This is a genomic window from Pseudofrankia sp. EUN1h (genome assembly GCF_001854645.1).
Taxonomy (GTDB): domain Bacteria; phylum Actinomycetota; class Actinomycetes; order Frankiales; family Frankiaceae; genus Pseudofrankia; species Pseudofrankia saprophytica.
Map to the genome: position 1 here is coordinate 72,336 of NZ_MBLN01000058.1, position 25,454 is coordinate 97,789.

At 75.0% G+C, this 25,454-nt stretch carries 16 protein-coding genes; 10 read left to right on the plus strand and 6 right to left on the minus strand.

All coding sequences use genetic code 11. The features are described from left to right. Positions 1–124: 124 nt before the first annotated feature. On the minus strand, positions 125–1,933 hold the full coding sequence (gene arc, locus BCD49_RS20610; RefSeq protein WP_007519505.1) for a proteasome ATPase: 1,809 nt from the start codon (positions 1,931–1,933) through the stop codon (positions 125–127). Between the two features lie 145 nt (positions 1,934–2,078). Between arc and BCD49_RS20615 the strand changes: the two genes are divergently transcribed. Further along, entirely contained in the window at positions 2,079–2,375 is a 297-nt protein-coding gene (locus tag BCD49_RS20615) for a ferredoxin (RefSeq protein ID WP_335341701.1), read from the plus strand. 225 nt (positions 2,376–2,600) lie between these two features. On the opposite strand, the gene BCD49_RS20620 is transcribed toward BCD49_RS20615, so the two are convergent. Then, positions 2,601–3,632: a tRNA (adenine-N1)-methyltransferase gene (locus BCD49_RS20620; RefSeq protein ID WP_007519501.1), complete on the minus strand. Its 1,032-nt coding sequence runs from the start codon at positions 3,630–3,632 to the stop codon at positions 2,601–2,603. A 181-nt stretch (positions 3,633–3,813) separates the two neighbouring features. Next, positions 3,814–4,992, minus strand: coding sequence for a site-2 protease family protein (locus BCD49_RS20625; RefSeq protein ID WP_035924938.1), 1,179 nt, complete (start codon positions 4,990–4,992; stop codon positions 3,814–3,816). A 282-nt stretch (positions 4,993–5,274) separates the two neighbouring features. Here BCD49_RS20625 and BCD49_RS20630 point away from each other — a divergent pair, with 282 nt between their 5' ends. The 5 genes from BCD49_RS20630 (at position 5,275) to BCD49_RS20650 (ending at position 16,408) form a co-directional block, all read left to right on the plus strand. Continuing rightward, on the plus strand, positions 5,275–6,240 hold the full coding sequence (locus BCD49_RS20630; RefSeq protein WP_083401584.1) for a RecB family exonuclease: 966 nt from the start codon (positions 5,275–5,277) through the stop codon (positions 6,238–6,240). A gap of 314 nt (positions 6,241–6,554) precedes the next feature. Further along, the gene (locus BCD49_RS46430) at positions 6,555–8,423 is read left to right on the plus strand and encodes an ATP-binding cassette domain-containing protein (RefSeq protein WP_442960515.1); all 1,869 of its coding nucleotides are present in this window, start codon (positions 6,555–6,557) and stop codon (positions 8,421–8,423) included. A 2-nt stretch (positions 8,424–8,425) separates the two neighbouring features. Further along, on the plus strand, positions 8,426–10,951 hold the full coding sequence (locus BCD49_RS20640; RefSeq protein ID WP_007519181.1) for an ABC transporter permease: 2,526 nt from the start codon (positions 8,426–8,428) through the stop codon (positions 10,949–10,951). 61 nt (positions 10,952–11,012) lie between these two features. Next, positions 11,013–11,885, plus strand: coding sequence for a hypothetical protein (locus BCD49_RS45160; RefSeq protein ID WP_007519180.1), 873 nt, complete (start codon positions 11,013–11,015; stop codon positions 11,883–11,885). A 104-nt stretch (positions 11,886–11,989) separates the two neighbouring features. Continuing rightward, positions 11,990–16,408 carry a toll/interleukin-1 receptor domain-containing protein gene (locus BCD49_RS20650; protein WP_007519179.1) on the plus strand — a complete coding sequence of 1,473 codons (4,419 nt, stop codon included), beginning with the start codon at positions 11,990–11,992 and terminating at the stop codon, positions 16,406–16,408. A gap of 18 nt (positions 16,409–16,426) precedes the next feature. Here the strand turns inward: BCD49_RS20650 and BCD49_RS20655 are convergent, their stop codons facing one another. Continuing rightward, complete coding sequence (locus BCD49_RS20655) at positions 16,427–17,269, minus strand: PAC2 family protein (protein WP_071041793.1); 843 nt, start codon at positions 17,267–17,269, stop codon at positions 16,427–16,429. A gap of 370 nt (positions 17,270–17,639) precedes the next feature. Here BCD49_RS20655 and BCD49_RS20660 point away from each other — a divergent pair, with 370 nt between their 5' ends. Beyond that, positions 17,640–18,548 (plus strand): HAD family hydrolase, encoded by a 909-nt coding sequence (locus BCD49_RS20660; protein ID WP_241832367.1) that lies wholly within the window; start codon positions 17,640–17,642, stop codon positions 18,546–18,548. A gap of 112 nt (positions 18,549–18,660) precedes the next feature. Here BCD49_RS20660 and BCD49_RS20665 read toward each other — a convergent pair whose 3' ends face one another. Further along, positions 18,661–19,434, minus strand: coding sequence for an SCO1664 family protein (locus BCD49_RS20665; RefSeq protein ID WP_027140748.1), 774 nt, complete (start codon positions 19,432–19,434; stop codon positions 18,661–18,663). 223 nt (positions 19,435–19,657) lie between these two features. Continuing rightward, positions 19,658–20,455, minus strand: coding sequence for an MSMEG_4193 family putative phosphomutase (locus tag BCD49_RS20670; RefSeq protein ID WP_007519175.1), 798 nt, complete (start codon positions 20,453–20,455; stop codon positions 19,658–19,660). A gap of 147 nt (positions 20,456–20,602) precedes the next feature. Between BCD49_RS20670 and mshC the strand changes: the two genes are divergently transcribed. The 3 genes from mshC (at position 20,603) to BCD49_RS20685 (ending at position 25,450) form a co-directional block, all read left to right on the plus strand. Beyond that, positions 20,603–21,889, plus strand: a complete 1,287-nt coding sequence (gene mshC, locus BCD49_RS20675) for a cysteine--1-D-myo-inosityl 2-amino-2-deoxy-alpha-D-glucopyranoside ligase (protein WP_007519174.1) — start codon at positions 20,603–20,605, stop codon at positions 21,887–21,889. 14 nt (positions 21,890–21,903) lie between these two features. Further along, the gene (locus BCD49_RS20680; RefSeq protein WP_007519173.1) at positions 21,904–22,923 is read left to right on the plus strand and encodes a DivIVA domain-containing protein; all 1,020 of its coding nucleotides are present in this window, start codon (positions 21,904–21,906) and stop codon (positions 22,921–22,923) included. A gap of 190 nt (positions 22,924–23,113) precedes the next feature. Further along, positions 23,114–25,450, plus strand: coding sequence for an AAA family ATPase (locus tag BCD49_RS20685; RefSeq protein ID WP_083401587.1), 2,337 nt, complete (start codon positions 23,114–23,116; stop codon positions 25,448–25,450). Positions 25,451–25,454: the final 4 nt, after the last annotated feature.

A 25,454-nucleotide genomic window follows, 5' to 3' on the forward strand; every position in this document is an offset into this window, starting at 1 on the left:
GTCGGCGGCCGGTTGGTCGGCCAGACAGCCCCGCAGTTTTCTCCCGAGCCGATGACTGGCCGAGAAAGCGAGGAGCCGGCCCCCTGTGGGGGCCGGCTCCGGGTCGCTGATGGTGCGTACCGGCCTAGAGGTACTGGCCGGTGTTGGCGATGGTGTCGATGGATCGGCCGGCCTCGGTGCCCTTGGTGCCGGTGACGAGCGTGCGGATGTAGACAATCCGCTCGCCCTTCTTGCCGGAGATGCGGGCCCAGTCGTCCGGGTTGGTCGTGTTCGGGAGGTCCTCGTTCTCCTTGAACTCGTCCATGCAGGCCTGGAGCAGGTGCTGCATCCGGATGCCCCTGACGCCGCCCTCGATGAGGTCCTTGACGGCCATCTTCTTGGCGCGGGCCACGATGTTCTCGATCATGGCACCGGAGTTGAAGTCCTTGAAGTACAGGACCTCCTTGTCGCCGTTGGCGTAGGTGACCTCGAGGAAGCGGTTGTCCTCGCTCTCGGAGTACATCCGCTCGACGGTCCGCTGGATCATCGCCTGGACGGTGGCCTCGGGGCTGCCGCCGTTCTCGGCCACGTCGTCCGGGTGCAGGGGCAGCTCGGGCAGGACGTACTTGGCGAAGATGTCCTTGGCCGCCTCGGCGTCGGGCCGCTCGACCTTGATCTTCACGTCGAGCCGACCGGGCCGCAGGATCGCGGGGTCGATCATGTCCTCGCGGTTCGAGGCGCCGATGACGATCACGTTCTCCAGCAGCTCGACGCCGTCGATCTCGGCGAGGAGCTGCGGGACGATCGTGTTCTCGACGTCGGAGGACACGCCCGAGCCGCGGGTACGGAAGATCGAGTCCATCTCGTCGAAGAACACGATCACCGGCATGCCCTCGGACGCCTTCTCGCGCGCCCGCTGGAAGACCAGCCGGATCTGCCGCTCGGTCTCGCCGACGTACTTGTTGAGCAGCTCGGGGCCCTTGATGTTGAGGAAGAACGCCCGGCCGCTGCCGCCGCCACTCTGCGCCTCGACCTTCTTGGCGAGCGAGTTGGCGACGGCCTTGGCGATGAGCGTCTTGCCGCAGCCGGGCGGGCCGTAGAGCAGCACGCCCTTCGGGGGCTTGAGCTGGTGCTCGATGAAGAGGTCCTTGTACAGGAACGGCAGCTCGACGGCGTCGCGGATCGACTCGATCTGGCCCTTGAGGCCACCGATCTGCTCGTAGCCGATGTCGGGGACCTCCTCCAGGACGAGCTCCTCGACCTCGGACTTGGGGATCCGCTCGAAGGCGTAGCCGCTGCGCGGCTCGATGAGCAGCGAGTCGCCGGCTCGCACCGGACCGTCGAGCAGCGGCTGGGCCAACATGACCACTCGCTCCTCGTCGGTGTGCCCGATGACGAGCGCGCGGTCGCCGCTCTCCAGGACCTCCTTGAGCAGCACGATCTCGCCGTGCCGCTCCCAGGCCCGCACCTCGACGACGTTGAGGGCCTCGTTGAGCATGACCTCCTGGCCTGGCCGCAGCCCGTCGACGTCGACGTTCGGCGAGACGGTCACCCGGAGCTTTCGGCCCTGGGTGAACACGTCGACCGTGCCGTCGTCATACGGGGTCAGGAAGATCCCGTATCCGCTCGGCGGCTGCGCCAGCCGGTCGACCTCCTCCTTGAGCGTGATGATCTGGTCACGCGCCTCTCGGAGGGTGGCGACCAGCTTCTCGTTGTGTGCCGTGGAGCTCGCCAGGTCGGACTGGATCTCAGCGAGACGCTCCTCGAGCACCCGGACCTGCCGGGGCGACTCCGACAGCCGCCGTCGCAACATGGCCACTTCCTCCTCGAGGAAGGCGACCTGCGTCGTGAGCTCGTGCACTTCTTTCTGGTACGCCGACGTTCGTGCCGCTTCGGCGTCACCAGGACGACCCGTGCTCCCATCGGAACCAGAGCCCGAGCGGGGATCGGACACCGCGCCTCCACCTCCCCCGTGCTGACCGGGACGCACCCAACACTACCGTTGTGACCGCTGCTGACAGGCAAGGTCCGYAAGGACGGCCCGGGCTTTGTCGTAAACAGCGGGTTACGGTGYCATGGTGACAGACGATCGGAGCCGCGTGGCAACTCCTTCGAACTCGGGTGTCTCGAACGGACTTCGGGTGCGGATCGACCAGGGTGCCTGCACTGGTGACGGACTGTGCGTCACTCGGGCACCATCCGTGTTCGAACACGACATCGACGRCCTGGCGTACGTCAAGACCACCGGGGGCGACCTGCTCACCGACCCGGGCGCCCGGGTAGTGATTCCGCTGACACTGGTGGACGCGGTCATCGACGCGGCCGACGAGTGCCCCGGCGACTGCATCTACGTGGAGCGGCCCGACGGCACCCTGGAGGCCGGCCCGGGTTCCTGACGCCCGCCTCCGGTGCCGCATGGGTCCCCACTCTGCCCGCCGRCTCCCCGCCCCGCCATCCGAGGCGGGGGGTGTGCCCACAAGCGCAGCGAAGTGGGCAGTCAGGTTCGGGTCAGGCCAGAAGGTTGTCTCTGGTTCGCTCCGTCCCAACCCACTTCGCTTCGCTCGTGGGCCGGGCCTCCGCGAGGCGCGCCTCCGCGCCGCACGGTCACCCACCGCTGAACGTCACTCCTCCACGGCCACCCTGTCCGGGGTCTCCTGGGCGGAGGTCCCGGGGGTAGGGGTCTCGGGGGTGGGGGCGGGGGCGTCGGGCTCGGGGAGGGCGCCCTTCGCGGGGCGGCGGCGGCGGGGTGGGGCGGTGACGCCGTCGGCGAGCCGGCGGGCGGTGACGAGGAAGCCGGTGTGGCCGACCATCCGGTGCTCGGGACGCACCGCGAGGCCGTCGAGGTGCCAGTCGCGCAGCATGGTCTCGAACGCGGCGGGCTCGGCGAACGGCCCGAGCTCGCGCAGCGCCTCGACGGTCCGCGAGAGCTGGGTGGCGGTCGCGACGTAGGCGCACAGCACCCCGCCGGGCACCAGCGCCCGCGCCACGGTGGGCAGCACCTCCCAGGGCGCGAGCATGTCGAGCACGACGCGGTCCATGTCGGTCTCGTCCGCGTCGGCGAGGTCGCCGACGTGTAGCCGGTGCGCCGGGTGCGGGCCGCCGAAGAACGCCTCGATGTTGCGCTGGGCGATCGCGGCGAAGTCGGCCCGGCGCTCGTAGGAGACGAGCAGGCCGCCGTCGCCGACGGCGCGCAGCAGCGAGCAGGACAACGCGCCCGAGCCGACGCCGGCCTCGAGCACCCGGGCGCCGGGGAAGACGTCGCCGTAGCCGACGATCATCGCCGCGTCCTTGGGGTAGACGACGGCGGCGCCGCGGGGCATCGCGAGCACGAAGTCGCTCAGCAGCGGCCGCAGCGCCAGGTACGGCGTGTTGCCGGTGCTGGTGACGACGATCCCCTCGGGCGCGCCGAGGAGCGCGTCGTGCTCGACCGCGCCGCGGTGGGTGTGGAACTGCTTGCCCGGTTCGAGGACGACGGTGTGCTTGCGGCCCTTCGGGTCGGTGAGCTGGACCCGGTCCCCCTTCGCGAACGGCCCCCGTCGGCGCGCCGCCTCGCCCGTGGGGCGGTAGGTGGCGGCGGCGAGGACGGCTCCGGCCGGTCCGCCCGCCTCGCCGTGGTCGTCCGCGCCGAGGATGGCGTCGCTGGTCTCGCTCACGGGGTGCGTGTTCCCTTCCGGTACTGCCTGGTGTGGTGGCGTCTGTGCGCCCACGACCGTTCGGGCCGGGACGTCCCGGCAGGTTACCGGCTGGCGACGCCCCGCCGTCGCCCCGACCACGCGGCCCCGCTCGCGGTGCGGCGCGCCTCCACGAGAGCGCTCAGCGCCCCCGAGACCAGCCCTAGCGGCGGGACACCATCCGTTGGGCGGCGTTCCGGTCCAGGCGCGCGACCAGGTCGACCATGACGAGCACGCCGACGGGCCGGCCGTTCTGGGTGACGAGATACTCCGGCGCCGGGTAACGCTGGATGTGGGTGAGCAGCTCCTCGCCGCCCAGGTCCGCGTCGAGGATCATGCTCGGCTCGATGGTCCTGCTGACCTCGGAGATGCCCACCCACGGGCGGCGGTGCTCGGGCATCGCGTCCACCGACGCCCCGTTCATGATCATGCTGGGGTTGCCGGCGGCGTCGACGACGGAGATGGCGGTGGCGCCGGCCTGCTGGGCGTGGCGCAGCGCCTCCGCGAGCGGCACCGACCCGTCGACCGGCAGCGTCTTGCGGATCAGCCGGCCGGCGCGCAGCTCGGGCAGCTTCTCGCGCAGATCGGCGGCGCGCAGCGACTGGTAGGCACCGAAGCCGATGAACCCGGCGAGGGCCAGCATGTAGAGGGTGTAGAAGCCGTTGATCGGGCCGCGCAGCGTCCAGGCCGCGAGGGCGGCGGCGACCAGGAAGCCGCCGTAGGCACCCGCGCGCAGCCCGCGCAGCCTGTTGTGGGTGACGCCCCAGACCGCGGCGACGACGACCCCGCCGCCGTCGAGCGGCAGGCCGGGGGCGAGGTTGAACACGAACAGCGCCAGGTTCGTGATCGCCAGGTCGAGCAGCACCACGCCGACCGAACTGTGCGAGGAGACTCCCAGCAGGCCAAGGAAGCACAGCCCTGAGATCAGGCCGTTGACGAACGGTCCCGAGAAGGAGAGCAGGAACTGCCGGCCGGCTGTCTGCGGCTCCTTCTCGTGCTGGGTGAAGCCGGCGAAGCCGTGCACGGTGACCGAACGCACCCGCAGACCGAACCGGTCGGCGACCAGGGCGTGGCCGATCTCGTGGAGCAGGATGGAGGCGACGAAGCCGATCGCGGTGATGGTGGCCAGCAGCAGGATGAGCGAGTCGCTCGCGCTGTCGAGCCGGGTCCGCTGCGAGTCGGCCGCGATCGAGGCGACGAGGACCGCGAAGACGAGCGCCAGCGGCGAGACGTAGATTGGGACGCCGCGGATCCGCCCGATCCGGAAGCCCGGCGGGCGCTGCGCGGGCGGAGTGCTGGAAGCCTGCGCGTTCGGGCCCGTTGCGTCGGGCTGGTCGGCCATATCACCGATGCTACGGCCGCCTCCCCGGCGATCCACCGGTTCAACCTCCGTCCTTTTCCAGTAGCGCCCGGTTTCTTATCCGATCCTCACCCGGCATGGCCCGGCGCCGCCCCCGCGTGAACCGCCCGACGTGGCCCGGCCGGGTCCCGGGCGGGTCTCGCCGACCGTTCCCGTGGATGCCGAGGACCTGGTCGGCCGCTGCCCGGGCGGGCGGCTGGTCGCCTTCTGGCTGGGCGGACCTCGGCGGACGGACTGTCACAGGTGCGCCCTAAGGTGGCGGCCATGAGCACCGCCGCTGACCCGACGGCCGAGGCCGCGCCGGCGCAGCCCGTGACAGYGCAGCCCGTGACGGCGCAGCCCACCACGGGCGGGCCGAGTACGGCCGCCGTGCCGGAGCAGCCGCCGCAGATCATCGGGTCGCTGTCGCCGTCGCGGGCGGCGGACTTCGTCAGCTGCCCGCTGAAGTACCGGTTCCGGGTCGTCGACCGGCTGCCCGAGCCGCCGAGCCAGGCGGCGACGCGGGGGACGATGGTGCACACCGTCCTGGAGCGGCTGTTCGACCTGCCGGCCGCCGGGCGTACCCCGGCGGCGGCCGACGAGCTGCTGCCGGGGGCGTGGGCGGACCTGCGGGCCCGCGAGCCGCAGGTCGCGGCGATGTTCGCGGACGAGGACGAGCTCACCGCGTGGCTGGCGTCCGCGCGCGAGCTGCTCGCCGGCTACTTCGCGCTGGAGGACCCGCGCCGGCTCGCCCCGGCCGCGCGGGAGCTCTACGTGGAGCACGTGCTGGACTCGGGGCTGCGGCTGCGCGGCTACGTCGACCGGCTCGACGAGGCGCCGACGCCGGACGGCCTGGCGCTGCGGGTCGTCGACTACAAGACGGGGCGCTCCCCCGGCCCGGCGTTCGAGAACACGGCGCTGTTCCAGATGCGCTTCTACGCGCTGCTGCTGTGGCGGACGCGGGGTGTGGTGCCCAGGGAGCTGCGGCTGTACTACCTGGGGGACCGGACCTGGCTGCGGGTCACCCCGGACGTCGACGACCTGCTGGCGACCGAGCGGCGGGTGCAGGCGCTGTGGGCGGCGATCGCGCGGGCGCACCGCACCGGCGACTGGCGGGCGACGCCGAGCAAGCTGTGCGGCTGGTGTGACCACCAGTCCCGCTGCCCGGCGTTCGGCGGAACGCCGCCACCGCTGCCCCAGGCTCCGCTGGTCGACGACACCGCCCCGGCCGTCTGCGAGGCGGAAGGGTAGCGGTCGCCAGGGCCGGGCGGGCGCCGCCGGCCCAGGGGAATCAGGCACGATGCGTAGGTGCGGCGTGTCTGCGATCGTTCGTCCCCGGCCGGGCCGGCCTTGGTGGCCAGCCCGCGGCCGAGGGTGACCGGGACACCCCCGACCCGCCACGCGGCCACCGGCCAGACGACGGCCGGCCAACCGGTGGCCGGTCAACCAAACGGGCGAGCTAGGCGTCCGACACCCTGGCGGCGCGGCGGCGCTCCCGGCCCGGCCGGGGTCCCTGCCGGGTCGGCGCCGGCCATCGAACTCCAGGGCGCGCGAAAGGAAGACCGATGAGCCCAGTGCGCGGACGGGCCGCCGACAACGCGGCGGGCCGTTCGGGTGGGCCGCGCCTGGCCGCCCGGGCGGAGCGGCTGACGAAGGTCTACGGCTCCGGGGACACCGAGGTCACCGCGCTGCGCGGCATCGACCTGGACTTCCCCCGGGGCCGGTTCACGGCGATCATGGGGCCGTCCGGTTCGGGCAAGTCGACGCTGATGCACTGCCTGGCCGGCCTCGACACGGTCAGCGGCGGCCGGGTGTTCATCGGCGACGTGGAGCTCTCGCGCCTGTCGGACCGGCAGCTGACCCAGCTGCGCCGCGACCGCATCGGCTTCATCTTCCAGCAGTTCAACCTGCTGCCGACGCTGACCGCGGCGGAGAACATCACGCTGCCCCTCGACATCGCCGGGCGCCGGCCGGACAAGAAGTGGATGCAGCTGGTCGTCGACGCCGTGGGCCTGGCGCCCCGGCTGAACCACAAGCCGACCGAGCTGTCCGGCGGCCAGCAGCAGCGGGTCGCCTGCGCGCGGGCGCTGGTCACCCGGCCGGACATCATCTTCGGCGACGAGCCGACCGGCAACCTGGACAGCGCCTCCGGCGCCGAGGTCCTGTCGTTCCTGCGCGACTCGGTCCGTGAGCTCGGGCAGACGGTGGTGATGGTCACCCACGACCCGAAGGCCGCCTCCTACGCCGATGAGGTGATCTTCCTCGCGGACGGCCGGATCGTGGACACGATGCTCGAACCGACCGCGGACGCGGTGCTCGACCGGATGAAGAACCTGGACCAGCCGGGCCGCGGCCGCCCGGCCCGCCGGGGCACCGCCCCACCGCGCGGGGCCGGCCGCGGCGGCGCTCCGGCTCGTCGCGACACCGGCGGCGCGCGCGACGGCGGCACCCGCGACGGCTGGGAGGACGACGAGCGGCCGCCGATGCGGCGCCGGCCCACCGCGCCGCCCCCGGGCGGGGAACGGCGGCAGCCGACGGGCGCGAACCCGGCCCGGGTGCCCACCGGTCCCGCCGGCACCTCGGGGCGGCGCGGCACCGGAGCCGGCGGAGCTGGCGGGTACGCCGACCCGACCTACCGGCGCGGCACCGGGCCCGCGCGCGCCGGCCGCGGCGGCGCGGCCCGGCCCGGCCCGGGTGGCGACCACGACGGCCTGCCGCCGGTCCGCGCCGCCGGTCCGTACCCGGTCGACGAGACCGACGAGTTCCTGGTGCCCAGGCGCGCGGACGGCGGCCCCGCGGCGCAGCGGCGTGCCACGGGCGGTTACCCGCCCGCCGCACCGGGTGGCGGCTACCTGGCAGGCGAGCCGGTCGGCGGCTATCCGGTCGCCGAGCCGAACGGCGCCTACCCGGGCGGCGAGCCGGTCGGCGGCTACCCTGCCGGCGAGGACACCGCCGGCTACCCGCCCCCGGGACCGCCCACGGGCGAGCAGCCGCCCTGGCGTACCCCGTACCGCGGCGACGCCGACCTCCCACCCGCGCCGGTCCCGCCGGACGCGCGCAGGCACTACGGCGACGACGGTTCCCGCCCGGTCGACCCCGGCTATGACGACCGCGGCCCCTATCCGGCCGAGAAGGGCTACGGTCCGCCGGCCGGGGGCTACCCGCCGGACGCCGGCCGCGGCCAGGGCGGGTACGGCGCGGAGCCGGACGGCCGGTACCCGCGCGGCGGCCCCCCGCCCGACGACACCGGGTCGTACGGCGGTCCGAACGGCTACGGAGACCCCGTCGACGTCTACCGCCCGCGCCCCGCGCCCCGCGCCGGCTACCGGGCGCAGGACGACCACGGCGACCAGGACGGGCCGGAGGGCTACGCGGTGGACCGCTACGACGGACGCTACGAGACCGGTGGCTACGAGACCGGCCGGTGGACCTGAGCATGTTGCGTGCGACCCTGCGCAGCCTGCTCGCCCGCAAGCTGCGCCTGCTCCTCTCGGCGCTCGCCGTCGTCGCCGGCGTCAGCTTCGTCGCCGGCACGCTGGTGCTCACCGACACGCTGAACGCGACGTTCACGTCGCTGTTCGCCGGGATCACCCGCAATGTCAGCGTCGACGTGCGCGCCGTGAACAAGGTCGACCCGACGAACGACGTGGGCCGGCCCCCGCTGCCGGCGTCGTACGTCGACCAGCTGCGGGCGAAGTTCCCGAACGTGGCGGTGGTCGGCCAGGTGAAGGGGAGCGCGTCGCCTGTCGATCCGGCGACCGGCGACTCGATCTCCACGCCGACCACCCCGGGGATCGGGATCAACTGGACCGGCGGCCAGCCGACCTCGGTGCAGGAGATCGCCACCGGCCGGGCCCCCCAGGCAGGCGGCGAGATCGCGATCGACAAGGCCACCGCCGACCGCTACGGGTTCCAGCTCAACCAGAAGATCACGATCGACGTGGGCAAGGGCGAGGCGTTCACCCTCGTCGGCACGTTCCGGATGAACGGGCAGGACAGCCTCGCCGGCTCCCCCGTCACCGCCTTCACCCTGGCGGATGCCCAGCGCACGATGCTGCGACCCGACTTCCTCAGCGCGATCTACCTGGCGTCGGACGACGTCTCCCAGGACGAGCTCGCGAAACAGGTCGCCGCGGGGCTGCCGGCCGGCGCCGAGGCGATCACCGGTCAACAGCTCGCCGACGAGAACGCCAGCACCGTGCGCGAGGGGCTGGCGTTCCTGTCGACCGCCCTGCTGATCTTCGCCGGGATCTCCGTGTTCGTCGGCGCGTTCATCATCTTCAACACGTTCACGATGCTGGTCGCCCAACGGGTGCGGGAGCTGGCGCTGATGCGGGCGATCGGCGCGAGCCGCCGCCAGGTGCAGGTCTCGGTGCAGGTGGAGGCCGCGCTGATCGGGTTCCTCGGGGCCACGGTCGGCCTGGTGTGCGGGGTCGCGCTCGCGGCGCTGCTCCAGTCCGCCCTGGGCGCCTTCGGCGTCGAGCTGCCGGCCGGCGGCACGGTCCTGCTGCCGCGCACCGCCGTCGTGTCGTACCTGGTGGGCGTGCTGGTCACGTCCGCCGCGGCCGTCGTGCCCGCCCACAAGGCCGCGACCGTGCCGCCGATCGCCGCGCTGCGCGACTCGTACACCATCGCCACCCGGTCGCTGCGGGCGCGGGCGCTCCTCGGGGTCAGCGGCGCTCTGCTCGGCGCCGGGGCCGTCGTCGTCGGGCTGTCGCGGCCCGGCTCGTCGGGAACCCCGCTCGTCGGCGTCGGCGCGGGGGCGATCTTCCTCGGGGTCGCGGCGCTGTCGCCGGTGCTGGCCCGGCCGGTCACCCGCGTCATCGGGGCCGCGCTGCCGGCACTGTTCGGCGTGGTCGGGCGGATCGGGCTGCAGAACGCGATGCGCAACCCGCGGCGGACGGCCGCGACCGCGTCCGCGCTGATGATCGGCCTCGCGCTGGTCAGCGCGTTCGCCATCTTCGGCCAGTCGATCAAGGTGTCGGTGCGGGACACGGTGGCGAGCAGCGTCGGGGCCGACTACCTCGTGTTCAAGCCCAACTTCGAACCGTTCAGCGCGCAGCTGGGCCAGGCCGTCGCGAAACAGCCGGGGGTCACGGTCGCCGCGATCAGCGGCGGCGCGGCGCTCCTCGCCGACCAGAGCAGCCCGAACGACGTCTGGGCGGGCGACCCGGCGACGATCAGCGACCTGATGAAGCTGAAGGTGACCTCCGGGGACATCCACCTGCGCGAGGGCCAGGTGGCGATGGAGGCGGCCACGGCGGCCAAGGTCGGCGGCCGGGTCGGCTCGCCGGTGAAACTCACCTTCACCGGCGGGCAGGTGACCCTGACGCTTGCCGCGACGTTCACCGCCGGCCAGATCGCCCCCTCCGTGCTGATCACCCAGACCGAATGGTCCAGGCACGCGGCGACCGACGACGACTTCCTCGTCCTGGTCAAGCGAGGGCCGGACGCGGATCCCGCCACGGTCCGGTCCGCGATCGATGCGGCCGCGAAGGCGATTCCGGGCGTGACCGTCAACGACCAGGCCGAGTTCGTCGCCGAGCAGTCCAAGCAGGTCGACCAGATCCTCGGGCTGGTCTACGTGCTGCTCGCGCTCGCCGTCATCATCGCGCTGTTCGGGATCGTGAACACCCTGGCGTTGTCCGTCATCGAGCGGACCAGGGAGATCGGCCTGCTGCGCGCGGTCGGCCTGCGCCGCGGGCAGATGTGGCTCGTCATCGTCCTCGAGTCGGTGGTGATCGCGCTGTTCGGCGCGGCGCTCGGGGTCGGCGTCGGCAGCTTCCTCGGCTGGGCGCTGGTGACGGCGCTGAAGAGCCAGGGCATCACGAGCTTCGCCTATCCGACCGGCACGATCGTCGTGGTGCTCGTCCTCGGCGGCATCCTCGGCGTCGCCGCCGCCGTCTTCCCCGCCCTGCGCGCGGCGCGCATGAACGTCCTGCGCGCCATCTCCACCGCCTGAGGCCGGAATCCGACTCTCGGGTTGTCGTGTCGCTTTCCACGGAAGATGGCCGATCTGTACAATGTCGGCATCCCCCGCGTCCATTGGCGTGCGCCTGGTCAAGGGGGAGACGATTTTCTTCATCGAGGAGCTGCGGCAGACCGCCACCACTCAGTGGTGTCGTTCCGCGCACCGGTCGGACAACCGGGCCCGTTTCTACGGCCGGCTCGATGCCGCCCTGGAGCGCAGACTGCGCGACGCGGGACCGGAGAGCCTCGCGTGCCAGCGGCTGCGGCAACGCGAGGTACTAGGCCCCAAGGGCGATCCGTCCAGCCTGCCGAAAAGCACACTTAACGACCTGTTCGGGCAGTCCGCCGCGGACTCGTTGCTTTTCGGCATCCAACGGGAGCTGCGTGCCGCCCTGCCCTATTACGACGACGTCGGGCGATGCTCGGCCGAACTCGGGGTCTGGACCTACGCTCCCTACCGGGACGAATGGCTCACCGAGCTGACCCACCTGGAGGAACCCAGACCCCGGCACGCGGCGACGGCGCTGGTCTGGGCCGTCGCCGACTGGGCCCGCCATCACCACGCGGTCGCGGCCCATCTCGGCTTCACTCCCCCGGTGACCGCCGTCGAGGACCTGCTCGTGGTCAGCCGCGGGCGGCTCGACGCCGTGACCGCCGTCGGGTTGCTGACCCGGGTGAACAGGCTCGCCGTCACCGGGGAGCTCGACAGGGGCGGCCAGGTCCTCGGGCCCGTGCACGACGACCTGATGTCGCTCGCGTTCGACGTGGTCGACCTGCTGCCCGTCGTGGTCGACGAACTGCGCGCCGACCTCGACGTGTTGCTGCGCATCGCCGGGAAGCTGAACCCGGCGGGCCGCGGCCAGGTCGCCGAGGTGCTGGTTCCCGCGTTCGCCGAGGTCATGGAGGTGCTCTTCCCGACGCCCTGAGCACCGTCGTCGTCGACGGCGGCGACGATGACGGACTGCCCGTTACTGCCGGCTCCGGCTCGCGGCCCCCGACCGCATGGCGCCCGCCCGGATGGGATCATGCGGTGGTGAGCCCAGGAGAGCCGTACTGGGACTTCTTCGTCGTCCACGCGTGCGACGACGAAGCGTGGGCCAACTGGGTCGCCTGGCAGCTCGAAGAGGCAGGGTACCGGGTGCTGGTCGAGGCGTGGGACAACGTCCCGGGCTCGCGCTGGACCGTGACCCTCGACCTGGGCGTCGAGTACGCCGCCCACGTCGTCGCACTGCTCTCGCCCGCGTACCTGCGCGAGCCCCTCCCCCCGGCCGTCGAGGCGGCGCTCGCGCGGGATCCCGACGGGGCACAGCGCCGGCTGGTCCCGATCCTGGTGGCGCCCTGCCAGCCGCGGGGCCTGCTGCGCGCGCTGACGCCGATCAGCCTGGTCGGCCTCGCCGCCGACGCCGGCCGGGCCCGGTTGCGAGCCCAGGCCGCGGCAGTCGTGGCCGGTCGAACGCGACCGGCCGACGAGCCGGCCTTCCCGGGCGGATCCGGGCTGGGCCCGGCCCACCTCGGGGTCCGTCCCCCCGTCGGCACCCGCCCGGAGGCCTCACCGGAGTTCCCCGGCCCGTGGCCGGCGAGACCGGCCCCACCCCTCGCCCCGGCCACCGCCGCGCGTACCGGTGGCGGGACCGGGCCGCTGCGCGCGGCCTGCGACGAGCTCGCCGTCGAGATCGAGACGACCTGGCGGGCCGAGAGCCGCCGGCTGGGCCTCAACACCGGCCTGCTGCCCGTCACCTGGGCACCCGCCGACCCCGACCTGTTCCAGGACTGGGCCGACCTGAGGAACCTCGCCCAGGACGCCGTGCTGCGGTCGGCGCCGGAGACGTGGGCGGCCGGGCCGCACGAGCTCGCCGGCGGCCCCAACGACCTCGACGCCGTGCTGCGGCGGGTACCGACCAGGAGGCTGGTGGTACTCGGCGAGCCCGGCACCGGCAAGTCCACCCTGCTGCTGCGCGCGCTGCTCGACCTGCTGCGCCGCCGCCGGCAGGACGGCGGTCTGCCCGTCCCGGTGCTGCTGCGCGTCTCGTCCTGGGATCCGGACATCCAGCCGTCGTTCGACGCGTGGCTGGTCGGCCAGATCGCCGGCCACGCGACGCCGCGGGCGCGCTCCGACCCCGGGCTCGCCCGGCGGCTGCTCGACGAGGGGCTGCTCCTGCTGCTCCTCGACGGCTTCGACGAGATCCCGGCCGCCCACCGGCGTGGCGCGCTCGGGGTGATCAGCCACTACGTGGACGTCGGGCAGGAGCTCATCCTCACCTCCCGCGCCCGCGAGTTCCGGGACGCCGTCCATCCGCCCGGGGGGACCGGAACGCCGCTGACGGGAGCGGCGGGCGTCGAGCTTCGTCCCCTCGGGCGCGCGGCCGTCGCCGCCTTCCTGGGCGGCGCGTCGCCGCGGCCGCGCGCCGACCCCCGCTGGGAGCCGATCCTGCGCGCGTTGGACGAGACCCCGCCGCCGCCGGCCGTCGAGGCGTTGCGCACCCCGCTCGCGCTCACCCTCGCGCGGGCGGTCTATGCGCCGGCCGGCGGGGATGTGGCCGGCGGCGCGCAGCCGGCCGAGTTGCTTCGGCGCGATCTCTACCCGACGAGCCAGGCCGTGCTCGGCCGCCTGCTCGACGGGGCGATCCCCGCCGCCTACCGCCCAGGCGTGGGCGAGGGCACGCCGCGCCGCCGCCGGTGGACGCCCGAGCGCGCCGAGAGCTGGCTGACGTTCCTCGCGGCGCAGCAGCAGCACGCGCACGGCCGCCGCCCGGACATCGCCTGGTGGCGGCTCGCCGCGGCCGTGCCCCGCTCGGACAGGACCTGGCTGGTCTTCCGGGCCGCCGGGGTGTTCTGGGCACTCGCCGTGGTCGTGTTCGCGGTCGTCGTCCTGGCGGTCCGGCTCGCGTACCGCGACTTCACCCCGGTCCTCGGCTGGCCGTTCCCGACCCTGCTGGCCGGTCTGGCCGGGTGGGGAGGCGCGGTCAGCGGGCTCGTGTTCGGGTACGGCGGCGCGATGCGGTCGTGGGGCACCCGGGCCCCGGCGCGCGGGATCGGCTGGTCCCGGCCGCGCGGTGGCCCGCGGTGGCGGCGCCCGGCCGCCGTCGGCCTGTACGGGGCCGTCGGTGCCCTGCTGCCTGCGATCGCGGCGGGGACGCGGCCACGCGCCGGGATCGGCCTCGGTGAGCTGGCCGGCGCCGCGGTCGCCGCCGGTCTCGTCGTGGGCCTCGTCAGCTGGGCCCTGCGCGGTGTCCGCGCGGTCGAGGGCGTCGCGGCGAGCCCGGGCGCCGGGCCGGGCCCCTCGCTGGCCGCCGACCGGCGCGCCTTCCGGTGGCTGGCCGTGATCCACGGCTTCGGCTGGGTGGCGAGCGTGGGCCTGCTGTTCGCCCTGTGGGCCTACGGGTGGTCGCACGGCTCCACGGCCCGGTCCGCGCGCGTCGTGACGGTGTTCGCCGTCGTCGTGGGATTGCCGTGCGCCCTCGGCATCGCCGCCGGGAGGACCGCGTATGTGCCGTACGCCGTCGTCCGGCGCTCGCTGGCCCGGCGGGGCCGGCTCCCCCGGGACCTCGCCGCGTTCCTCGCCGACGCGGCGGAACGGACCGACGGCCTGCTGCGCCAGGTCGGCCCCGTGTACCAGTTCCGGCACATCGAGCTGCAGCGGCGGCTGGCACGCCACGCCGACGACCCGCTGGCCACCCGGCTGGCCGCCGAGGTCGCGGCGGACCTGCGCGGACGGCCCCTACCGGGCTCGGCGGCGCCGCTCGCGGTGCGCTGGCGGGCCGCCGACCCCTCGCTCACCCAGCCGTGGGCACTGCTGCGGCGGCTGGCGGCGAGCTGGGACGTCGCTACGTCCGCCCGCTGGGCCGCGCGGCCGGCGGACCTCGCCGGCACGGGGCGCGATCTGGTGGCCACGTTGCGCGCGGTGCCGACGGCCAGGCTCGTCGTCCTGGGCGGGGAGGGGTCCGGCCGCACGACCCTGCTCGCCGGCCTCGCGCTCGACCTGGCCGCCGCCCGGCTCCCGGCCGATCCCGTCCCGGTGCTGCTCCCGCTGGGCTCCTGGGACCCCGATCGCCACGACCTCGGCGGTTGGCTGGAGATCGAGCTGCGACGGCGGCACACCTGGCTCGCCGCGACCGACGCGGAGATCTCCGGCGCGCGTGTGCTCGTCGACAGCGGGAAGATCATGCCGCTGCTCGACGGGCTGGAGGAGCTCGCGCCCGCCGTCCGCGCGCGGGCCCTCACGCGGATCAACGAGTGGCTCGCCGAGGGTGCCCGGATCGTGGTCAGCTCGACGCCGGAGGCGTTCGCGGCGGCGGTGCGCTCCGGCGCCGGCGAGGTCCGGCTGCGGGGCGCGGCGGCGGTCGAGATCCGCCCGCTCGACCTCGCCGAGGCCGCGGCCTGTCTGGTCGGCTCCCAGCCCGGGCGGGCTCCCGGGCCCGGCGACGGCCACCGGGGCGAGCGGTGGGCGCCCGTGCTCGCCGCCGCCCGGCGCCAGCCGCGGTCCCCGGTCGCGGGCGCGTTGACGACGCCGCTGACCCTGGCCCTGGCGTGCGCCGTCTACGAGGACGCGACGGGCGATCAGAGCGTCGACGCCGACGCCGGCACCGGCCCGGGCGAGCTTCTCGACGAGAACCGGTTCGCGACCTTCGACGCGATCCGGGACCACCTGGCACGTACGTACCTGCGCCAGAAGCTCGACAGCCCCGGCGGCGGGAGCGCCCGTCGCGGCTCGCCGCACGGCAGGCGGCGGGCGTTGGCGTTCCTGGCGCACAACCTGGATACCAGGGTGCGGTCCACCAGCCTCGCCTGGTGGGAGATCCAGTCGGCCGTGCCGTGGACGTTGCTCGCGGCCGAGCTGGCACTGGCCGGTCTCCCGACGTACTACGGCTTCGGATTTCATGCCCCGGTGCTGGCCGTCGCCTACCTGCTGGTGGCCTTCGCCCTTGGCGCGGCGCTGAACCGGGCCGCGGCGGCGCCGGGACGCGCCCCGCGGATGGAGGACTACGCGCGCTTCGCCCGGATCGTGCCCCGGCCGCGGCGTGCCGCGCCTACCGCCCGGCGGTACGGGCCGCGCGCCGTGTGGCGCCGCTGCCGGCTGAACACGCTGGCCGGCACACCCGTCCCGCTCGTCGCGGGCTATCTGCTCGTGACGCTGTACGTGACCTCGGTCGACTCGACCGGGACCCTCGACCGGCCGCCGTGGTGGTCGCTCACGCTGGCCGCCGTCGGCTTCGGCGCCGTCGGCACGCTCGGCCTCACCGCCTGGGGGCGCTACACGCTCGCCCGCTGCTGGCTCGCGCGGCGCAGGCGGCTGCCGGCCGACCTGATGGCCGTCCTGGAGGACGCGACGGCGCTCGGCGTGCTGCGCCAGACGGGCGACGTGTGGGAGTTCCGCCATCCGGTGTTCCAACGCCAGCTGACCGCCGCCTGGACCGGCTCGGCACCCGACACCCGGCCGCCGGCGGCCTGACCTCCGAGCCGCCCGGCCCTACTGCCCCCGGCGGCGCAGGTAGCGCTCGAACTCGCGGGCGATCGCGTCACCGGAGGCCTCGGGCAGCGCCGTCTCCGGCTCCCGGGACTCCAGCGAGCGGACGYACTCGGCGACCTCGGTGTCTCCCGCCGCCAGCTCGTCGACCTGGCGCTCCCAGGCACGCGCCCGCTCCGGCAGGTCGGCGAGCGGGATCTCCAGGTCGAGCAGGTCCTCGACGCGGCGCAGCAGCGCGAGGGTCGCCTTCGGGCAGGGCGGGTTCGCGACGTAGTGCGGCACCGCGGCCCAGAACGACACGCTCGCGAGCTCCGCACGTGCGCAGGCGTCCGAGAAGACCCCGACTATCCCGGTCGGCCCCTCGTACCGGGACGACTCCAGGCCGAGGCGGGCCGCGGTCGCCGGGTCGCCGGCCGTGCCACTGATCGGGACCGGCCGGGTGTGCGGGGAGTCGGCGAGCAGGGCGCCCAGGGTGACGACCATGTCGCTGCCGAGGGCGTGCACGGCCTCGATGAGCTCGTCGGTGAAGCCCCGCCAGCGCATGTTCGGCTCGAGCCCGCGGATCAGCACCAGGTCGGTGTCGGACTTCGGCGGCCGGGCGACCGACAGCCGGGTCGTCGGCCAGGAGATCTTGCGGGCCTCGCCGTCGACGCCGCTGACCGTCGGCCGGTTGACCTGGAAGTCGTAGTAGTCGTCCGGGTCTATGGCACCGATGACCCGGGCGCCGTAGACCGTCTCCAGGTGTTCCACCGCCGCGGAGCTCGCGTCGGCCGCGTCGTTCCACCCCTCGAAGGCAGCGACGACGACCGGCGACCGGAGCTGTCCGACACCGGAGAACTCGATCACCTACCACCTCCCGCCGCCCGCCGGCGGCTCCCGTGACAGTGCCACCGTACGTCTTCCCGGCAGCCCCGCCCGTCGTGTGCCCCATATCGCCCCGCATCGGGGTACCCGGCCACCCGGCCGGTTCGAACCGCCGGTTTGCGCTGCGCTCCGGGGCTGGTCCGGTCAAGTCTGCCGTGCCCGGTGGACGGGCGCCGCACCGACCGGCGGCTTCTGCCGCCTCGTCCCCCCCGCCCCCGCCGGGAAGACCGATTTGTCCGCTGACGCCCACCCGTCCGGTCGCCTCCCGAGGGCCCTGGTGGCGCCGGTCACCTGGCCGGGCACCGGCCCGCCGGTACGCTTTCGGCGTGCGCCTCGACCTCGCCTCCGCCCTGTGACCGCCGCCGCCGCTGGCGCCTCCGAGCTTCCCGGCACCCCTGTCGCCGCAGGGCTTCCCGACGCCGTGGGGGACGCGCGGCCGGCCGCGGTCCTGTTGGACATGGACGGGCTGCTGGTCGASACCGAGCACCTGTGGACGATCGCCGAGGAGGAGCTGGCGGCGAGCTACGGCCGCGCGTTCACCTCGGAGATGAAGCACGCGATGCTCGGGCACGGCGTCGACACCGCCGTCCCGCTCATGCTGTCGATGCTGGGCATCGACGCGGACCCGGCGCAGGCCGCCCGCTTCCTGGTGGACCGCGCCGTCGAGCTGTTCAGGACCCCCGAACTGATCCTCCGGCAGCCGGGCGCGCCGGAGCTGCTGGCGGCGCTGCAGGCCGCCAGCCTGCCCACCGCGCTGGTGTCGTCGTCGTTCCGCTCGCTGATGGACCCGGTGCTCGACACCCTCGGCCGTGACCTGTTCACCGTCACGGTCGCGGGCGACGAGGTGGCGCGACGCAAGCCGTTCCCCGACCCCTACCTGGTCGCCGCCGCGACCCTCGGGGTCGACCCGGCCCGCTGCGTCGTGCTCGAGGACTCGACGACGGGGGCGTTGGCCGGCCTGCGCGCCGGCTGCCGCACCATCCTCGTTCCCTCCTCCCCCAGCCTGCCGAGCCTCGCCGAGGTGGCGGCCGCGACGGACGCCGCGCTGGCCACCGACGCGGCCCAGGCCGCGGCCCAGGTGGGGCGCCCCGCCGGCGCGGAGCCGGTGCCGGTGCCGGTGCCCGCAGGAGGGTCCCGGCCCGCGGCGGAGGACATCGCCGAGCTCTCGGCCCGTCTCCTGCGCGTCACCAGCCTGCACGACGTCACCCTTGACTATCTGCGCACGCTCATGGCGATCGCGCCCCAGGCCACCGCGCCCTAGCGCGCCGCCGGGTGGCCACGGTCCGACGGGCGGCGGTCCGCGGGGCGGCGGTCCGCACGCGACGCCGGGTACGGCCCCGACTGAGCCGGCTCGGCCGGCTCAGCCGGCGGTGTCAGAACGGCGGCCAGGGAATCGGCGGCCAGTCGTCGGAAGGATTCGGGAAGCAGCCATGGCCCAGCAGCCGGTCGACGCGGGCCGCGAGGGCAGCGATCTCGGACTGGGTGAGCAGGTCGTCGAGCCGGTCGCCGAACGGGCCGCCGAGCGCGGCGCGCAGGCCGTCGAGCAGGGCGCACTCGGCGTCGTCGAACGGCTGGCCGCGCCAGTTCCACAGCACGGTGCGCAGCTTGTCGTCGCCGTGGAACGTCACGCCGTGGTCGATCGCGTAGACCCGGCCGGACGGCGCGGGCAGCAGGTGGCCGCCCTTGCGGTCGGCGTTGTTGATGACGGCGTCGAACAGGGCGATGCGGCGCAGCCGCCCGTCGCCGGTGCGCACCAGGTCGACCACGTCGACGGTCTCGTCGACGTCGATCCACAGCTGCGCCATCCCGACGCCGAACGGGCCGTCCCGCAGCACGGTCGGCGGGACCAGCCCGTCGCCGAGCTGCTCGGACAGCTCGTAGGAGGCGTACTCGCGCGCGGCGAGCGTCCCGTCCGGGAAGTCCCACAGCGGCCGCTCGCCGCGCACCGGTTTGTACACACAGTGGGCCTCGGCGCCGGCGGCGCTCACCACGCAGAACAGGGTGGCGTTGCTCGCCTCGACCAGGCGTCCCTCGACGGTGATCTCCCCGGTGCGCAGCAGCTCGAGCGCCGCCTCGGCGGACAGTCCCCCGGCGTCGCTCGGCTCCAGCCCCGGCCGTGACGGCGACTGGCCCCGCGCGGCGGGCACGCTCGCGCCACCCGACCCGGCGCCACCGGGCGCCACGGCGCCTGGCCGGGCACCGCCGGCACCGGCGCCGGCGGTCTCGTCACCGCCGCGCCTGTCCGTCACGGGCCCAGGGCCGCCCGCTGCCGCGTCCACCGTCCTAGTCTCCCGCCCCGCCGTCCCGGCCTCGTCACCTGTGACCAGGCCCACTCGCCAACCGTCCCGATGTCCCCGCCCGGCCGCGCGGTCAGACCGGCGGGAAGACGCCGGCGCCGCCACCGACGACCGAGTCGCTCGACGCGTCGTCGTCCTCGGCCGGGCCGGCCTGGGCCGCCGTCGGGGGGCCGGCCGCCTGGCCGTTCTCGCCGTGCGCGCCCTCGGCCCCGGGCCGCGCGGGCTCCTTCGGCTTCGGGAGAAGGTCGTCGACGGCGCCGCCGAGGTCGTTGAGGCGCAGCGCGAACGGGCGGCGTTCCTCGTAGCGGATCACCGTGACCGAGCACGGGTCGACGTTGATCCGGTGGTACATGTCCAGGTGCATGCCGAGCGCGTCGGCGACGATCGCGCGGATCACGTCGCCGTGCGAGCAGGCGAGCCAGGTCGCGTCCTTGCCGAGCCGGGCGTTCCAGTCCCGCACCGCCGCGACCCCCCTGGCCTGGGTGTCGCGCAGCGCCTCCCCCTTCGGCCCGGGGAACGTCACCGCGCTCGGGTGCGCCTGCACGACCTTCCACAGCGGGTCCTTGACCAGGGTGGCGAGCTCCTGGCCGGTCCAGTCGCCGTAGTGGCACTCGCCGAGCCGGTCGTCGAGCTGGACCTCAAGGGGTGGGGTGCCCTCGGGCCGGGTGGCGGCGATGTGCGCCGCGGTCTCGGCGCAGCGGTCCAGCGGGCTGCTCACGACCGCGTCCAGCGGCACCCGGGCAAGCCGCCCCGCGACCGCCCGCGCCTGCGCCTGGCCCCGCTCGTCGAGGCCGACSCCGGGTGTCCAGCCCAGCAGCAGCTTCCCGGTCAGCGCGGTGAGCCCATGACGCACCAGCAGCACCGTCGACACCGGGTGCCTCCCTCGTCAGCCCGCCCGGCCACACGGCCAGGCAGGCTCACGCTACCGACCGCTTCCGACATCCGGGCGGTTCGAGTGGTTGATCGCGCTTGTCCGGACAGGCCCGAGGTGTGTCCGAGCCCCGCTACGCTGGCTGACATGCACAGCTGGCCGGCCTGTCCCGTTCCCACCCTGCCCGGACGAGGCCAGCGGCCACGGCTCGTCGACACCGCGACCGGCCGGCTCGAACCGGTCGGCCCAGGCGCGCCCGCCGGGATCGACGCGGGCGCCGAGCCGCCCGTGGTGACGATGTACGTCTGTGGGATCACGCCCTATGACGCGACGCATCTCGGCCACGCGTTCACCTACCTCACCTACGACCTGGTGAACCGGGTGCTGCGCGACGCCGGCTACCGGGTCCGCTACGTGCAGAACGTGACCGACGTCGACGACCCGCTGCTGGAGCGGGCCGCCCGCGACGGCGTCGGCTGGGAGGACGTCGCCGTGCGCGAGACCGACCTGTTCCGCGCCGACATGGCGGCACTGCGGGTGCTGCCGCCGGAGCACTACGTCGGGGTGGTCGAGGCGGTGCCGCTGATCGTCGACATGATCTCCGAGCTCGCCGCCGCCGGCGCGACCTACTCCCTCGACGGGGACGTGTACTTCTCGGTCGCCGCGGCGCCCCGGTTCGGCTATGTCAGCGGCCTGGACGCCGCGGCGATGCGCGAGCTGTCCGCCGAGCGCGGCGGCGACCCGGACCGGCGCGGCAAGAAGGACCCGCTCGACCCGCTGCTGTGGCGCGCCGAGCGGCCAGGCGAGCCGAGCTGGCCGTCGCCGTTCGGCCCGGGCCGGCCCGGCTGGCACATCGAGTGCTCGGCCATCGCCCGGCACTATCTGGGTGACGTGATCGACCTGCAGGGCGGCGGCGCCGACCTGGCCTTTCCCCACCACGAGTGCTCCTCCGCGCACGCCGAGGTCGCGACCGGACGCAACCCCTTCGCCCACCGGTACGTCCATTCGGGCATGGTCGAGCTCGACGGGCACAAGATGTCGAAGTCGCGGGGCAACCTGGAGTTCGTCTCGCGGCTGCTGGGCCGTGGCGTCGACCCGGCGGCGATCCGGCTCGCCCTGCTCGCCCACTCCTACCGCGAGGACTGGGAGTGGACCCCGGCCGAGCTCGCCGCCGCCGAGGCGCGGCTGGCCCGCTGGCGGGCCGCGGTGGCCCTGCCGACCGCGCCGGACGCCACCGGTCTGCTCGCCGAGGTGCGCGCCGCGCTCGCCACCGGCCTGGACACGCCGGCCGCGCTCGCCGCCGTCGACCGGTGGGTCGACGGCGCCCTCGCGGCCAGCGCGCCGCCGGAAAGCGACGACACGGACACGCCGGTGCTTACCCGGATGCTGGTTGACGCGCTACTCGGTGTAGACCTTGACGTGGTGCAGACGTAAAAGGGGGCTGGAGTATGGCGCCGCACCACCGCGACCCGCCCGGCGACGGGGCCGACGCGCCTCAGCCCGCCTTCGATGTCGTCGCCCGGGGCTATGACCCCGAGCAGGTCGACGGGTATGTGCACACGCTGTGGCAGTACTCCAGCGACCTGACCGCGCGGGTCGCCGCCGCGGAGGCGGCGCTGCGCCACGAGCGGGACCGGCGCGCGGCCGACGACCTCGACGCCGCCTCCCGGCTGGGCGAGCGGATCGGCCGGATGCTCGCGATCGCCCAGCAGATGGCCGACGAGATCGTCGCCGGCGCCCGGCTGGTCGCCGAGCAGACCCTTCACGAGGTGGTCAGCGACGCCGGGGCGCACCACCCGATCACGCAGGAGGCCCGCCAGCAGGCCGACAAGCTGCTCGCCGACGCCGTCGCCGAGGCCCGCAGGCTGGCCAGGGAGCGCCACGAGGACCTCGAGGCCGAGATCTCCCGCACGGCCACGTCGCTGGAGTCGCTGCGCCGCCAGCAGGGCGAGCTGCTCGGCGCGATGCTGCGGCTGCGCGGCCTGGTCGCCTCGGACGACATGGAGCGCGCGGTCGGCGACCTCGCCCGGGCCGGCGCCGAGGCACCCCCCGATGACACGGAACGGCCACCGACCCGCCCAGGTGACGCGGCCGGCCCGCCGCCCGCCGCCCCGGCCGAGCCCAAGCCCACGTCCGGACCCACGCATACCGCCCCGCGGTCCCGCGCGGCGCCGGCACCGTCAGCTGCCTCAGCCGACGGCAAGGCGTCCGGCCGGCCGCCACGTCCCGCGACGTCACCGCCGGGCGAGGCCGCGCGGCCGACGGCACCGGCGGGGGCAGCGGGAGCGGCGCACCAGACCGGGCCACGGCTCGGCGGGCGCCACCGCGCCGCGCGCGGGCCGGCCGTGACCGACATCCTCGACGGCGAGCTCTACCCCACCGACTCCACGCCGGTCAGCCCGCCCACCGGCCCCATGCGCCGCGGCGTCGACGAGGAGATCGTCGACGCCGAGATCGTCGACAGGTGAGCCTGTCGATCGACGGCTGACCGCCGGCGCCCGACAGGCCGCGAGGCGCGCGGCGCGAGACCGCAGGGACCTGACACGGGCCGACGGCGTCCGGCACCGCCGAAGCCGACCCGGAAACGGCCCATACCGACCCCGGCGCGGCGGTGGTCAGGCTACCGGGACACCAGCCGGGGCTGGTTACGCTTCGGGCATGCCGGACCAGACCTCCCCTGCTCCCGACGCCCGGAGGACCGTGGGCGCGCGCGGCTCCGCCCCCGTTTCGGACGCTCCCGCGGACCAGCGCCCGTCGACGTCCGGGGCCGGGCCCTCGGCGGCCGACCCGCTGTTCGACGCGTTCTGCGCGGCGGGGCTGTGGCCGGGGCTCGGGCGGACCACCGCCTCCCGGCTCGCCGCCGCGGGCATCCGCCGCCCCGACGACGTCGACCTGGCCCGGCTCGGCGCCGTCGAGGGAGTGAGCGGGCCGCGGGCGCGCCGGCTGCTGGACACGTTCCGCGCCGCCTCCGGGCGCTACGAGGTCGCCGAACTGCTCGCCGCGGCCGACCTGCCCGTGCGGCTGGCCCGGGGGATCGGTGACGAGCTGGGCGCCCGGGCGGCCGACGAGCTGCGCGCCGACCCCTGGATGCTGCTGGTCGGCGGCGAGGCCGAGCTCACCCACGCGGACCGGCTGGCCCGGTCGATGGGGCTGGGGCGCGATGACCCGCGCCGCGGCCCCGGGGTGCTCGTCCACCTGCTCGCCAGGGCCGCGGCCCGCGCCGGGGACACGGCGGGGCCGACCGCGGCGGTGCTGACCGCGGCCACCCGCGACGGGGTGAGCGACCCGGCCGCGGCGCTCGCCGACGCCGCCCGGGACGGCCGCCTCGTGCTCGTCGACGACCGGATTGGCCTGGAGCGGTACGCGATGGCCGAGCAGGCCATCGCCGACGGCATCGAACGGCTCACCGCGACGGCCGAGCCCCTACGCCCGGGCGGGCGACGTCGCCCCCGCTCACGCCCGGGCGCGCCCGGGGACGGCGGCCCGGCCCCGGCCACCGACGGCGACGATGACGACCAGGCCTCGGCGCACCTGGAGGCCGAGCTCGACTTCGGCCTCGACACGGACGGCGCCGGCCAGCTCGGCGACACCGCCCAGCCGGCCGGCGGGGACGCCGATGACGTCGCGGACGCCGCACCCGGCGAAGGCGGCCCCGCCGTCCTCGCCGGACCGGCGACCGGAGCGGCGGGCGACGCCGAGGAGGACCCGACCCACGGGCTGGACGAGGTCCAGCTGGCGGCGGCGCGCACGGCGCTGGCCGTCGGGGTCAGCGTGCTGACCGGCGGCCCGGGCACCGGCAAGAGCCGGACCGTCGCCGCCGTCGTCGGCCTCGCCCGCGCCGCTGGCGCCGAGATCGCGCTCGCCGCGCCCACCGGCCGGGCGGCCAAGCGGCTGGAGGAGCTCTGCGACACCCCGGCGAGCACGCTGCACCGGCTGCTCGGCGCCCAGGGCAGGAACGGCGGGTTCACCCGCGGCGAGCACTACCCGCTCGACGCCGACCTGGTCGTCGTCGACGAGGCGTCGATGGTCGACGCGGAGCTCGCCGCCGCCCTGGTGGAGGCCTGCGCGGACGGCACCCATCTGCTGTTCGTCGGCGACCCGGCGCAGCTGCCGAGCATCGGTCCCGGCCAGCTGCTCACCGACCTGATCGAGTCGGGGGTGGCGCCGGTGACGGAGCTCTCCCGGCTGTACCGGCAGTCCGCCGGCGGGGCGATCGCGCAGCTGGCGACGGCGGTGCGCGGCGGCGAGCTGCCGCCGCCCGTAGACGGCCCGGAGCGGGAGGTGGTCGTCGTCATGGCCCGCTCCGCGGGAGAGGCGGCGCACCGGGTCGTGCAGCTGGTCACCGACTCGATCCCCCGGGTGCTCGGGATCGTGCCGGCCGACGTGCAGGTCGTCACGCCGGTGCACGCGGGCCCGGCGGGGACGGTCGCGCTCAACACGGCCCTGAAGGCGGCGCTGAACCCCGGCCCGGGGACGGTGGGCGGGTTCGACGTCGGCGACCGGGTGGTCGCGACGGCGAACCACCTGGACGTCGGCTTCGCCAACGGCGAGATCGGCGTGGTCACGAAGCTCGCCGACCGCGGTGGTTTGCTCGTGACGTTCCCGGGGGGCACGCTGGAGGTGCCGGCCGGCGTGCTCGGCGACCTGCGGCACGGCTGGGCGGTCACGGTGCACCGGGCGCAGGGCAGCGAGTGGCCGGCGGTGGTCACCGTGTTCCCACCGGAGGCTGGCCGGATGCTCAACCGCCCGTTGGTCTACACGGCCATCACCCGGGCCCGCGGTCACCTGTCGATCGTGTCCGTCAACGGCCCGGCACTGCGCCAGGCCGTCCGTACGGCCGGCGGCCGGCGCCGCATGACCCTGCTCGCGCCGCTGCTCGCCGGAGCCGAGGCGGGCGAGCCCACCGAGCTGGACGAGGACGGTGACGTCGACGTCACCGCCCCGGTGGCCGGTGCCGCGGGTGGCCCCCGACGCGTGACCGAGACCGTCGGGTGAGCCA

Bases quoted from the DNA above. Each gene is read 5' to 3' on its own strand.
- BCD49_RS20625 (WP_035924938.1), bottom strand. From the start codon at position 4,992: ATGGCCGACCAGCCCGACGCAACGGGCCCGAACGCGCAGGCTTCCAGC.
- BCD49_RS46430 (WP_442960515.1), top strand. From the start codon at position 6,555: ATGAGCCCAGTGCGCGGACGGGCCGCCGACAACGCGGCGGGCCGTTCG.
- BCD49_RS20640 (WP_007519181.1), top strand. From the start codon at position 8,426: ATGTTGCGTGCGACCCTGCGCAGCCTGCTCGCCCGCAAGCTGCGCCTG.
- BCD49_RS45160 (WP_007519180.1), top strand. From the start codon at position 11,013: ATGTCGGCATCCCCCGCGTCCATTGGCGTGCGCCTGGTCAAGGGGGAG.
- mshC (WP_007519174.1), top strand. From the start codon at position 20,603: ATGCACAGCTGGCCGGCCTGTCCCGTTCCCACCCTGCCCGGACGAGGC.
- BCD49_RS20680 (WP_007519173.1), top strand. From the start codon at position 21,904: ATGGCGCCGCACCACCGCGACCCGCCCGGCGACGGGGCCGACGCGCCT.
- BCD49_RS20685 (WP_083401587.1), top strand. From the start codon at position 23,114: ATGCCGGACCAGACCTCCCCTGCTCCCGACGCCCGGAGGACCGTGGGC.